General features: G+C 67.6%; 4 protein-coding genes and 2 pseudogenes. 3 read left to right on the top strand and 3 right to left on the bottom strand.

The window, feature by feature from the left end; translation table 11 throughout:
- Positions 1–171: 171 nt before the first annotated feature.
- A pseudogene (locus tag JSY13_RS02985) lies at positions 172–612 on the top strand (IS110 family transposase); the annotation flags it as partial.
- Positions 613–646: 34 nt separating this feature from the next.
- On the opposite strand, the gene JSY13_RS02980 reads toward JSY13_RS02985, so the two are convergent.
- The 3 genes and pseudogenes from JSY13_RS02980 to JSY13_RS02970 all read right to left on the bottom strand — a co-directional run bounded on the left by JSY13_RS02980 (position 647) and on the right by JSY13_RS02970 (position 4447).
- Positions 647–2043, bottom strand: a protein-coding gene (locus JSY13_RS02980) for an IS3 family transposase (protein ID WP_370428832.1) whose coding sequence is annotated in 2 segments (ribosomal slippage) — positions 647–1707 and positions 1707–2043 — 1398 coding nt in all. Because the reading frame shifts where the segments join, the coding sequence is not laid out codon by codon here.
- Positions 2044–2108: 65 nt separating this feature from the next.
- Positions 2109–2858: pseudogene (locus tag JSY13_RS02975) on the bottom strand (helix-turn-helix domain-containing protein); the annotation flags it as partial.
- Positions 2859–3040: 182 nt separating this feature from the next.
- Positions 3041–4447 (bottom strand): IS1380 family transposase, encoded by a 1407-nt coding sequence (locus JSY13_RS02970; protein WP_259607545.1) that lies wholly within the window; start codon positions 4445–4447, stop codon positions 3041–3043.
- 628 nt (positions 4448–5075) lie between these two features.
- Here JSY13_RS02970 and JSY13_RS02965 point away from each other — a divergent pair.
- Both JSY13_RS02965 and JSY13_RS02960 read left to right on the top strand, forming a co-directional pair.
- A complete protein-coding gene (locus tag JSY13_RS02965; protein ID WP_259607543.1) occupies positions 5076–5447 on the top strand; it encodes a hypothetical protein in 372 nt (123 codons plus the stop codon).
- A 185-nt stretch (positions 5448–5632) separates the two neighbouring features.
- The gene (locus JSY13_RS02960; RefSeq protein ID WP_259607540.1) at positions 5633–13096 is read left to right on the top strand and encodes an SdrD B-like domain-containing protein; all 7464 of its coding nucleotides are present in this window, start codon (positions 5633–5635) and stop codon (positions 13094–13096) included.
- The last annotated feature ends 392 nt before the right edge of the window (positions 13097–13488 follow it).

Here is a 13488-nt window from a genome sequence, read left to right as displayed (position 1 = left end):
ATCGCCTCGCGAGTGAATCCGGCTCTTGACCCGGTCCCCGGCTCTCGCTAGACGGTATGTAGTAGCCCTCTTTTGGTGAGGGGGTCGCGGGACGGGGCCTCACTCGCAAAGCTCGTGGGTTACCGGGTGGAGGTGGTCCGCCCGGCCTATCCGACAGTTGTGGGAGGCCCCGTGTTTACTGAGCGTACGAGTGTTGGGCTCGACGTGCACGCCCGTTCCGTCGCGGCAGCGGCGATCGATGGTGTGACAGGCGAGCTAATCCAGGCGAAGTTGCCGCCGGGCAATGATCGAATCGTTGAGTGGGTGCGCGGGCTTCCCGGTCCGGTCGCGGTGGCGTATGAGGCCGGCCCGACGGGGTTCGGGCTGCACCGGTCGCTGATGTCGGCAGGTGTTCGGTGCGTGGTCGCGGCGCCGTCAAAGTTGCAGCGTCCGTCGGGGGATCGGGTGAAGACCGATGCGAAGGACGCGGTGCATCTGGCGAGACTGCTGCGGCTGGACGAGATCACCGCGGTTTCGGTGCCGTCCGCCGATCAGGAAGCCGCACGCGATCTGGTGCGCGCACGCGAGGACTGTCGTGGCGATCTGATGCGCGCGAGGCATCGGCTCAGCAAACCGGAAAGTGTCAAGGCGGGTGAGACAGATTCCGTCAGGCGGTCTGTATGAGGGCCTCCTGTGAGGGCTGGTTGATCCAGGCGGCCTCGGGCAGCTTGGGCGCCTGGGGTCGGCGGTGGCCGAAGCGCTCGGGACGGGCGGCGTAGGCCGCGTCCAGGGTGGCCTGGCGCTGGGCGCGGACCTGCCCGGCGGTGCCGAAGTGGACGCTGGCGGGGGTGTGCAGCCCGATCCCGCAGTGGCGGTGCTCGTGGTTGTAGTAGGCGAAGAACTGCTCGGCGAACGCGCCGGCGTCGGCCAGGGACCCGAAGCGCTCGGGGAAGACCGGGGCGTACTTCAGCGTCTTGAACGCCGCCTCGCTGTAAGGGTTGTCGTTCGACACGTGCGGGCGGGAGTGCGACCTGGCCACCCCGAGGTCGACGAGCAGCTGAGCGACCGGTTTGGAGGTCATCGAGGTCCCGCGGTCGGCGTGGATCGCCTCCGGCACGCCATGGATGCCCATGGCGTGCTCGAGCAGGTTCTTGGCGATCTCGGCGTCCTCGCGGGCCGCGATGGTCCAGCCCACGACGAACCTGGAGAAGATGTCGAGCACGACGTACAGGTCGTAGTACACGCCCCGCTCCGGCCCCTTGAGCTTTGTGATGTCCCAACTCCACACCTGCCCCGGCGCCGTCGCGACGAGCTCGGGCCGGGTCCGGGGCGGGTGGCTCGCCTGCCGGCGCCGTTCCCCGGCCATGTCGTGCTCGCGCAGGATCCGGTGCATCGTGGACATCGAGCACAGGTAGGTGCCCTCGTCCAGCAGCGTGGCCCAGACCTGGGCGACCGACTTGTCCGCGAACCGCTGGCTGGTCAACACGGCCAGCACGTGGGCCCGCTCGGCGGCGGACAGCTTGTTCGCCGGTGCCGGCCGCGGTGTCCGTGGACGTGGCGGTGGCGGGTTCTTGGCCCGGTAGTGACTGGCGCGGGAGCGACCCAGCAGCGCGCACGCAGCCGCGGTGCCGACGTGCTCGGCCAGCCCGTCGACGGCCGGGTTGATCACCGCGGCGACCGCGGCGGCTTGTCCGCGCTCTCGGAGAGCGTCTCCAAGAGCGCGTGTGCTTTTCCCATCAGGTCCAGCGCCGCCCTGGTCTTGGCCAGCTCGGCCTCGGCCTTCTCCGCCCGGGCCCGTAGCGCCTGCAGCTCCCGCTCGCGCCGGTCCCGCGGCTTGCTGCCCAGCCCGGACAGCGAGCCGGCGGCCGCGGCCTTGCGCCACTCGATGATGTGGGAGGTGTACAGGCCCTCCCGGCGCAGGATCTCCCCACGCCCAGAGCGGTCCGCGGCGTCGTACTCGGCCAGGATCGCCGCTTTGAACTCGGCGGTGAACGTCCGCCTCTTGGGCCGGTCAGCACGAGGAGCCATAGCCCCATCATCGGTGCCGACGTCAGCAACCGTCATCGTCATCTCAGTATTGGTCCGTTCTCGCCCCGTGCAGTGCGAAGGTCAGCAGTGCTGGTGTCTCACCCCATCCTGACGCACGGGGCCTCGCGCAGCGACCAGCGGTAGGCCCAGGCGTTGTCGGTGAGCAGTCGTTCGATGCGGACGATGCCGTGCCGGGCGAAGTAGCCGATCGCGCGCTCGAGGAACGCGGCGCAGGTCGGTCCCTTCTCGTCGGGGAGGACCTCGGAGTACGCCAGCCGGGAGTGGTCGTCGACGACCGAGTGAACGTAGTCGAACCCGATCCTCGTCGTCCGGTCTCGCAGGAGTGACCCCGCCTCTCTGCCGTGGGCCTTCCAGCCGCCACCGTCGGGGATGCGGCCCAGCTTCTTCACGTCCATGTGCACCAGCTCACCCGGTCGCTCGCGTTCGTAGCGGACCGTGGTGGTCTTGGACGCGCGGATCTGCTCACCGGTCATCGGGTCCAGTTCCGCCAGCCGCGGCAGGCCAGCGCGCGCGATGATCCGCGACACCGTCCGCGCCGGCACGCCGGTCCGGGTCGCGATCTCGTCACGCCCGATTCGCTCCTTCTTCCGAATCGCGACCACCGCGGCCGCTGCGGCATCTGGGGTGCGGTTGGCGATACGATGAGGGCGCGACGACCGGTCGTGCAGACCAGTCTCACCCTCGTCCCGGTACCGGTCCAGCCACCGCTTCACGCAGCGGCGTGACACGCCCATCGCCGCGGCGATATGAGCTTGCTTCCACCCCGCACGGGCGCGATCCACGATCAGCAGCCGGCCGTGCACGGTCAGTCGAGCGTTACGGTGGGACACGAGAACCTCCGAGTTCGTGAAGACGTCAGATATCTCCACTAAGCCTCGATCCACCGATGAGCCTGGGGTGGGCGGGGCGGTCGTGATCGGCGTGCGGTGACGTGCCGAGGGCAGGGGTGAGTTCCGGGCGTCACATCCCGGTCGTCCACGTGGTCCTCGGTCGTGCCGCGTTGCGGCGATGGTCAGGTGGTCGCCGCTGGTGGCGGTGCGTGTGTGATCGTGAACAGTCGGGCGAAGGCGTTCTGCCAGGGCCAGGCCTTCGGCAGGTGCAGTGTGATGCGGCGTGCGGAGCGTGCCAGCCGCGCCGGGACGTGGATCAGGGTGCGACGGATCGTCGCGGTCGTCGCTCGCGCGAGCCGTCCCGCCTCGTCGGCGATGACCCCGGCAGCGCGGGTGAGGTTGAACGCGATCACGGCGAGGACGAGCCAGGCGCTGTTCGCGGCGAACACGCCGGAGGGCAGGTGCGCGAGCGGCCCGTTCTTGAGGTCGGAGTGGGCTTGCTCGATGATCGCGTGAGCGCGGTGGGTCTTGTCCGCGACCACCGTGTCCATCGCGTGCTTGTCGGTGGTGGTGAAGAACGCGTGGTGCCGGTAGACGTCGAACAGCGTCGGCTGCTCCATCTTGTTCGGGTTCAGGTCGGGGATCCGCCGCACCACCAGACGTCCGGCGACCTGCTCGGCCTTCTTCCGGGACCGGAACGCGGTGAAGGGAACCTCGGCGACCTCGGCTTTGGAGATCAGCTGACCGGTGGTCTCGTCACGGATCGAGTCGGTGTACTCGATCATCGTCCATGCATCATCGGGAATGGTGGCGATGGCGCCTTTCACGGCCGGGTCCATCCGAACGGTGACGGATACGTCGGCGCCGGCTTTGATCGCGGTGCCGATGGTCGCGTGACCGTAGAACGCGGAATCCGTGCGCAGCAACGGCCGCACCCCGTCTCCGATGCCGGTGCGGCGCAGGGTCGCGAGCGCGTCGCCGACGATCCGCGCGGCGCCTTTCGGAGACCCGGTCTTGCCCTGCCGCAACCGCTGCCCCAGGACCACCGGCGCCGACGACGACGTCGATGCCGTGGCAAGGAGGGCATTGAGACCGCGGACACCGGAGTACCCGAACGAGGCGCCCTGCTTCTGATACCCGTGGACCTCGATGATGGTGTCGTCCAGATCCACCATCACCCGCTCCCCGGCCCGCGCTTGCAGCAGCGGCGCCTGACCTGCGAGGCCAGTGAGAACCCGGGACGCGACGGCGTCGAGCTGCCGGACGTGCCCGAACCGGAACTCCCGCAGAAACGACCCCAACGTCGACGGCGCATACGTCCGGTCGAACAACCGACCCATCCCGCCATGGCGAAGAAGGTTCATGTCGTCGATCGAGTCCGCCCCGGCGAGCATCCCCGCGACCAGCGCCATCACCTTCACGCCGGCGTTGGAGCCCTTATCGGTCGGGACGCTCAACCGGTCGTGAGCCAGCTCCGCCAGCCCGGCTCGCTGCGCGAGCCGCAGCATCGGAACCAGGCCCGCCACCGACACGAGATTCGGATCATCGAATGCCGCTGACACCGCGGTCGGAGCGTGCTTGAATTGCATCTACGAGATGCCTCTCGGATCGGTTGAACAGTTGCCCTAGACAAGCTCTATTCTTCCTGATCAGAGGGGCATTTCTGCGTCACGACGCTCGCTCAGCACCCACGCTCATCGGTGGATCGAGGCTAAGACATCCTTGATCCGGCCGGGAAGGCGCGGAGAAGTAGGGGACGGTCGCGTGTCCCAACCGCCACACGCAGTACCCTGCGCTGAGGGCATCGGCCGCGACTTGTGTGAGGCGAGGAAACAGCATGGTAGAGGAGGCTCCTCGAGAGTCGACAAACCCAACACGCGGGGGAGCATTGATCTGGATAGTCCTGCTCATACTCGTAGCCACGACCGTGGCCCTCGCATACGCCAACGCGGTGCGGCTTGTTCCGTATGCCATCGTCTGGGGAGACGCCGCTACGTGGGCGCAGGCGCTCCTCACTGGGACCGGCCTCATCTTCGCCGGCATATCCGTCCTCTTGGCGAGTCGTCAGCTTCGACGCTCGCGCGAGTTGGAGCAAGTCCGGGCGGATGAGCTGCGAGACATCGCGCGACGCGGCATCGTTCTCCGTAGCCTTGGGTTGCACGCACGTATCGACCGAAGAAGGCCGGCCTACTCACCTACGAGTATGAGTGTGCCAACATGTCGTCGTTCCCCATCACCAACGCCAAGATCCTCGTTCACATGTGGGGGGACGACAACGATGAGCATTACGATCTTGCGAACGCCACCTCGGAGCGCGACTTCTATCAAGCGATCGTGGTCGGCGCGCTCGCTCCTGGCGAAGCAGTACGCGGAAAACTTGTCGTTTCGAACCCTGATGCGGCCATCGGTCTCTGGGGGACCGAGCGGGTCGCAAACCCCGACTTCACTTTTACTGATGCGTGGGGCGTCAACTGGCTGCGGAAAGGTACGACCAACAACCGCCTCGTCACCGAGGATATCCGTGAGGACATGCCCCAGTGCATGTGCTGCGGCGACTTGCCCGAAGCGCCCCGGGCTTCCAGAACCTGACCGACGACATCGCTCGCAGCCTGCTTGAGACCCGCGGGTTCAAGTCGCGACTTGGCGGAATTCCCTAACCAGTTGTCATGTTTGACACAATAGATGGACGACGTAGGACGTCCGATGATAAGGTCTCGCTCGCCTAACGCCGTTCTAGGCCCCCCAGCTCACCTACCGGATCGGTGGTTCCGTCGATGTCTGCTCGTCGTCTGCGCGCGAAGCTCTCCTCGTTCCTGGTCATGCTGCTCGCCGCAGCGACCCTTGTCGTCGCTCTACCCGCACCCCCGGCGCACGCCGCAGGATCGCCGAACATTGAGCTCGCCAAGACGATGCCCGAGACGGCGCTCCTTGGCGCCTCCATTCCCGTCACCCTCGCCGCGAGCAATCCGAGCGGACCCGACGGTTACAACCTCAGCTTCACCGACGTGCTCCCCGCAGGCGCGAGCTTCGAGAACGCTGTCCCAGCACCCGACCGCGTCATCGCACGCAGCAACGGCACGACCGTGCTCATCTGGGACAACGTTGCCGACTTGCCAACGGGATCTACCATCTCGGTGAGCTATGACATGATCCCGCCGCCCGGCGCGGGCATCGGCGATACCGTCTCGAACGACGCATCCGCGTTCGTCAACTCCAATCCGCGCATCAAGCCACAGTTCTCGGATCGAGGTAACCCGGTAACGGGTACCTACTCGGGCTCCGACGATGCGACCGCGACGACCACGATTGCGGCCTTCGAGGTCACGAAAGTCGAGCCGAGCCCCGAAGGCGAACTGCTGCGGGGTGTCCACGACCACCAGACGGCGTACACCATCACCGTGCGGAACAACCTCGTCGCCCCGACCGACGCGTTCACCGTTGTCGACTACCTGCCCGCTGGACTCGAGTTCCTCGCGTGTGGCGGAGTGGACAACTCAGCCGCCGGCACCGAGGAGTACCCCGGTTCGGGCCGCATCGACTCCGGCACTCCTCCCGTGTTGACCCACCCCTGCTCCGCGCCGTCGTCCGCCGCCACGGTGACCCTTGCCGCCGACGAGGTCCCCGGCCTGCCTGCGGGCGTTTACACGCGCGTCGAGTGGGACACCGCGACGCTCGTGACGTTGGGACTCACCTCGCTCGGCGCGGGCGCCGAGTTCAAGTTCCAGTACGTCGCCGCGATTCCGCTGCACCAGAACGTCATGACCGATGCCGGGTTCGTCGCCACCGCGAACCTTGACAACAACACCGGAGGCGTCACGTCCGACGAGCAGCAACTCATCAATGGCGTCGTCGCGACCGGGACGACCGAGGGGCTGGAGCGCAGCGCTTCCACGACCGAGATCGTGAGCGCCGAAGACGTCGCGCAGCAGAAGTCGGTTGACGACGCCGCCATCGCGCACGGGCAGACCAGCACCTGGACCATCGATGTCCAGACGAGCGAATACGCGCTCTCGACCGGTCCGATCACCGTCGTCGACCTGCTCCCGTCCGGCCTCGACTTCGCGGCCATGATCTCGGGGCCGACGCCTACGGTGACCGAGCCCGGCGACGGCACCCAGCGCCTCGAATGGGTGTTGCCGACCGCCACCGAGCCGAACTCCACGATTCGACTCGTGTTCACCACGACGACCCGGACCACGTACCGCGACACCGGTGCTCCGGTCGCATCGAACGACTCATGGCAGAACACGGCCACGCTGAGCACGACGGCGACCGTCATCACCGACAATGACGGCAGTCACCAAGACCTGCCGATCGCGGACGACACCGCGGCCGGACAGTCCGCGACCGGCGTCCTCATCGACAAGCAGGTGTCGAACGCGGTCGACGGCTCGCTCAACTGCTCCGACCCGGCCGTCGTCTACTCCCCGGACGTCGCCGAAGGCAACTACCGTCCCGGCGACACCGTGTGCTGGCTGGTCACCGTGCCCTTCCCGAGCGGCGTCGACACGCTCGGCCCCGTGGTCCGCGACTTCTTGCCAGACGGCTTCACCTACGTGAACTTCACTGCCGGACCGACGAACTCGATCGACCTCGGCCAGGTGACGTTCGACGCCTCGACCGAGCCGATGCTCAGCTGGACCCTGCCGGACGTCAACGGCGGCGGGGTGTTCCAAGTCGTGGTCGAAACACGGATCACCCACCCTGAACTGATCGTGAGCGGGGCGGCTCTCACCAACCTGGCGAAGCTCTCGTACCCCAACTCGGCCGGACAGGTGTTCCAGGCCCGCGAAATGGCGACCGCACCGTACCTCGCACCACAGATCACGCTCGACAAGGCAACGACCCAGACGGCCCCGGTGCTCGGTGGCGACGTCGTACCCTACACCGTGACCGTCGCCAACTCGGGCGGCATCGATGCGGTGAACACCTCGGTACGCGACCTGCTGCCCGCGGGGATCGTGTGCGCCGACGTGACGGTGAACCCGGACGGAGCGACCTGTGTCGATTCGGCCGACGGCGCGTACCTGCAGTGGGACGGCATCACCGTGCCTGCTGTCGGCAGCATCACGCTCGGCTACTCGCTCACGATTCCGGACACCTACGCTCCGGGCACGGTGCTCACGAACCACGCGGGCGTGCGCCAGTTCGAGAATCCGACGAACAACGGCACCCCGTACGTGCACGTGCCGAGCAACAACATCGACCCGACCCTCACGCCGAACACGGCCCCCGCGTATGACACCGCGCAGATCGTCGTCGAGTATGCGCTGCTCAGTAAGTCGCACGTGACGAGCGTGACGGGCGACGGCAACGCCGAAGTCGGCCAAGCAACGATCGGCGAAGTCGTCACCTACACGGTCACGGGCGTCGTTCCGCAGGGAACGACCGTCGAGCACGCGCGGCTCGTCGACTCGCTGCCCGCCGGGCTCGAACTCGTCGATCCCGCACCCTCGGCGACGTTCAACGGTGCTCCCATCCCTGGCGACTTCTCAATCGATGTCTCGGGATCGACCGTGAGCCTCGTCTTCCCTGCGAGCTACGCGAACCCGATCGACAGCGGCGACGACCAGTTCGTCCTGACGGTCACCGCTCGCGTCACCGACACCTCGGCCAACGTCCGTGGAACGAACCGGGTGAACACCGCAAGTTTCTCGTGGGACGGCGGCGCGGCACCCGACGCAACGTCCACCGTGACGATCGTCGAACCCAACCTGAGCGTGACAAAGGCGCACGACGACGCCGACGGCCAGGTCGCGGCCGGCGACATCGTCAACTTCACCGTCACCCCAGGCAACGGCCTCGACGGCGGGTCGAACACGAGCACCGCCTACGACACGGTGGTCACCGACACGCTGCCCGTGGGCGTGACCCTCGAGGAGTCCAGCCTCACGAACGGCGGCACCTGGGACCCGGCGAGCCGCACGATCACGTGGACGATTCCCGCGCTCGCGCCGGGCGCGAGCCTGCCGCTCACCTACACGGTGAGCGTCGACGACCCGATGACGGCTGGCCTCGACCTCACGAATGACGTCGTCGCCACGACGACGTCACTCGAGGGCGACGCCGAGGTCGAACGCGCCGGCGACACGGACGTGCCCGGCTACCGGGGCGAAGCGTCACAGACGCTCACCGAGCCGAAGATCACGTTCGCCAAGACGGTCGAGCCGACAACGGCGACGATCGGCGAGACCCTCACCTACACGCTTGAGGTGTCGATTCCGGCCGACGTGCGCGCGTTCGATGTCACGGTGCTCGACACGCTCCCTTCGGGAGTGTCGTTCGAGGCGCTGCAATCGGTGAACTGCGCGACCGCCTGCGACCTCACTGCCGAAGCATTGAGCTCCGCCGGCGCGACGGGCACGATCGGCTTCTTCATCGGCGATGTCGAAGCCACGGACGAGGCTCGGGTCGTCACGATTGTCTACACCGCCTTCGTGAACGACACGGTCTCGGACGGTGCCACGCAGACGAACGTCGCGGGGACGTACTTCAACTCGACGGACACGATCGAGGGCACGCCCGGCTCGGTCCCGAACGCTGGCGACTTCAACGGCTCGAGCAATCAGGATGACGCCACGGTCGCGGTCGTCGAGCCCCACCTGGCGCTCGACAAGAGCGTCGTGGGCCAGGCCGGTGACGCCGACTGGCGCCGCGCGGTCCCGGGCGACGTGCTCACCTATACGGTGACCGTCACGAACACCGGCACCTCGAACGCGTACGACGTGACGGTCTCGGACACCCCGGACGACCGCCTCACCGGCTACACTGACGCGACCGACCTTGCCCAGGCGGGCGGCATCACCGCGACGGACGCGGACCACACCGACGGGTCGCTCTCGTGGACGATCGCGGGCCCGCTGGCGCCGGGTCAAACCGTCACGTTCACCTACTCTCTTGCTGTCCCCTCGGACTGGCACGAGGAGCACGAGGTCGACGGCGCCGAAATCCAGAACACCGCGTCGGCGAGTGGCTTCGGGCTACCAGAGGTCACCCGCGCCGAGTTCCCCGACCGCGTGTTCCCGACGTACCCGTCCAACGACGACACGGTCGACGTCGAGCTCGACCTCGCCTCGATCGGCGACACCCTCTGGTTCGATGTCGACGGCGATGGTGAGATCGAATCCGGTGAACCCCGACTTGCGGGCGTGCCGGTGACGGTGCTCTACGCCGGCCCCGATGGCCTGTTCGGCACCGCCGACGACGAATCGCACGCGACCGTCACGGACGCGAACGGACAGTACCTGGTGAACCACCTGCCCGGTGGCCAGTACCGGGTGACCGTCACGCAGACCGGTGCGGGAAACCCGATCGCCGACCAGGGGCTGTCGCCCAGCTACGACCTCGACGGCGGGCTCGCCTCGCCCGACGGGGTCTGGAACGGCCAGCTCGGGGAGTCGGACAAGAAGCGGGATGTGGACTTCGGCTTCCGCGGCACGGGTTCGATCGGCGACACGGTGTGGTTCGATCAGAACCGCGACGGCGTGGTCGATGCAGCCGAGCCAGGCATCGCGGGGGCGACCGTGACGGTGACCTGGTACGGCGCCGACGGCGTGCCGGGTGGCGGTGACGATGTCGAGTACGTGACCGAAACCGACGCAGACGGCACGTATCTGGTCGACGGATTGCCCGCGGGCAGCTTCGGCGTCCAGGTGGCGCTTGCCGACGGCTACGAGAGCTACCAGCAGGTCAGCGGGCCGGCAGGCCCGGGCGATCCGCTCAACGGGACATCGACGCTGACGCTCGCCCCGGGTGAGGACGACCTCGACCAGGACTTCGGGTACGCCGGTTCTGGTCTCATCGGCGATCGCGTCTGGCTCGATCAGGACGGAGACGGCGTCCAGGATTCGGGCGAGTCCGGCCTTGAGGGGGTGACCGTGACGCTCGAGTACTCGGGGCCGAACGGTGAGACGGCAAGGTTCACCACGGTCACCGGACCCGACGGCTCGTACGAGTTCACCGGGCTCCCGGCAGGCACCTACACGGTGACCGTAGCGCCACCGTCCGGAGTCGAGAACTCGGGCGATCCCGACGGCGGGAACGACTCCTCGTCGGTCGTCGAACTCGGCGATGGCGAAGAGAACCGCGACCAGGACTTCGGCTATCACGCGGAGACGCTGCTCGGCGACACGGTGTGGTGGGATCGGAACGCCGACGGCGTGCAAGATCTGGGTGAGCCGGGGCTGGCAGGCATCACGGTGACGGCCACCGGCCCGAACGGTGTCGTGCTCACGACGACGACCGACGCCGACGGCAAGTACTCGTTCCCGAACCTGCAGCCGGGCGAGTGGACGGTGACGGTCTCGGGCGTCCCAGGTGGGTTCAGCCAGACGTACGACGCCGACGGCGGCGGGGATCAGACCTCGACCACCGAGTTGACCGCGGTCGATCTGCATCAGGACTTCGGGTTTGTCGGATCCGGCGTCATCGGCGACACTGTGTGGCTCGATCGTGACGGTGACGGCACGGTCGGCGCCGGGGAGCCCCCGCTCGCCGGGGTGACCGTCACGCTCACCTGGTTCGGAGCGGACGGGGTCCCGGGTGGCGGTGACGACATCGTCCTCACCACCACGACGGATGCGAACGGTCAGTACCGGTTCGACGGGCTGCCGGACGGCGCATTCTCGGTGCAGGTCGATCCCGCCACGCTCCCCGAGGGTGTGACGCCGACCTTCGACCGGGATGGCGATCTTGACCACGCGACGGCGGTGAACGTGTCACCCGAGGCGCGCGAGGCGCTGGATGCCGACTTCGGCTACCGGGGTTCGGCGTCCATCGGCGACACGATCTGGCTCGACGTGAACCACGATGGCGCGCAGGACGACGAACCCGGACTGTCGGGCGTGACCGTCGTGCTCACCTGGGCGGGACCCGACGGTGTGCTGGGCACGGCCGATGATCAGAACATGACGACGGTCACGGGGCTCGACGGGACGTACCTGTTCGACGGCCTGCCTGCGGGCGAGTACCGGGTGACGGTCGACGGGTCGACGTTGCCCGGCGGACTGCAAGCCACGTTCGACGAGGACGGCGGGCTCGATTCAACGAGCCTCGTGGAGCTCGCGACGGGCGACGAGCACCGGACCGCCGACTTCGGCTACGTCGGTGCGGGCGTGATCGGCGACACGGTATGGCTTGACCTGAATGGTGACGGCGTGCAGGACCCGACCGAGCCCGGCGTCCCGGCGCAACCCGTCACGCTCGTGTGGGCGGGTCCGGACGGCGTGATCGGAAGCGCCGACGACGTGACCTTCACGACGACGACCGACGAGCACGGTAACTACCGGTTCGACGGGCTGCCGGACGGCAACTACCAGGTGACGGTCAACGGGGGAATCGCCGACGCGGCGACGAACACGGGTGATCCCGATGGTGGCGCAGACGCCACCGGGCTCGTCTCGCTCAACCCGGACACCGGCCGTGAGCGGCTCGACCAGGACTTCGGCTTCCAGGGCCTGAACGGACTGGGAGACTTGGTGTGGTACGACCTGAACGGCGACGGAACGCCGGGAACGGACGAGCCAGGAGTCGGCGGCGTGACGATCGAGGCGACCTGGTACGGCCCGGACGGTGAGCCGGGCGGGGGCGACGATATCGTCCTCACCACGGTGACCGACGACTCGGGAGCGTACTCGTTCACCGGCCTGCCGAACGGCTCGTACTCGGTGGCCGTCGTCTCGGGTCCTCCCGCGGGCCACACGCCCAGCTACGACGCAACCGGTGTCCCGAACGGGTTGTCGACCACGACGCTGCAGAGCGTCGACGGGGTCGGGCAAATCGACGACACGCAGGACTTCGGTTACGTGCCGAATGGTTCGATCGGTGATTTCGTCTGGCACGACGCGGACCGTGACGGCGTGCAGGACTCGGGCGAGTCCGGAATCGCCGGGGTGACGATCGAATTGCTCGACGCGGATGGCGAGGTGATCGCCACGACGGTGACGGACGCAAGCGGCCACTACCTGTTCGAGGACGTCCCGCCGGGGGACTACACCGTGCGGATCGTGCTGTCGACGGTGGCCGCCGGCTACATCCTGACCGCCGGTGCCGCCGAGATCTCGGTCACGGTCGGTCCCGGTGAGGATGTGCTGACGGCGGACTTCCCGCTTGCCCCGCCACCGCCGCTGGCGACAACGGGTCAGGAGCCGCAGCTGATTGCGCTGGCGCTGGCGCTGGCGCTGCTCCTCATTCTGGGTGGTGTGCTGCTGCTGCGTCGACGTCGCGCGCACGAGTCGTAGCAGTTTGGTGCAAACGGATGCCGCTGAGATGAGGGTGTGGAGTGGGTCCGTCTCGGATGAGGGTCGAGGTCTTCCGAAGATGAAGGTGCCGAAGCCTTCCTCTTCGGAAGACCCCGACGTGCTCGACGCTCACCCACCGGCGGGCTGCGGCCGTCCTGACCTCACCGCTTGCCCTGTCTCGACAGTCTCGGTCTGGCTCTGATCTGAATCGGCTGTAAGTCTCTGAAGTGGCTGGCCTGGGGTCAGCTGGCAGGGTGGGTGCTGGTGTCTCACCCCATCCTGACGCACAGGGAACTGCTGCTGCGACACGGGATCGTCTATGACGATGGTGCCGCGTGGACGGCCAAGCACGACCGGTGGCTGCTCCAGCAGCACTTGGTCACCGCCGCGTC

Origin of the sequence: Microbacterium neungamense, from assembly GCF_024971095.1 — a bacterium.
Classification (GTDB): domain Bacteria; phylum Actinomycetota; class Actinomycetes; order Actinomycetales; family Microbacteriaceae; genus Microbacterium; species Microbacterium neungamense.
The sequence above is the reverse complement of the archived record's forward strand: the minus strand, read 5'-3'. Positions and strand labels throughout refer to the sequence as shown.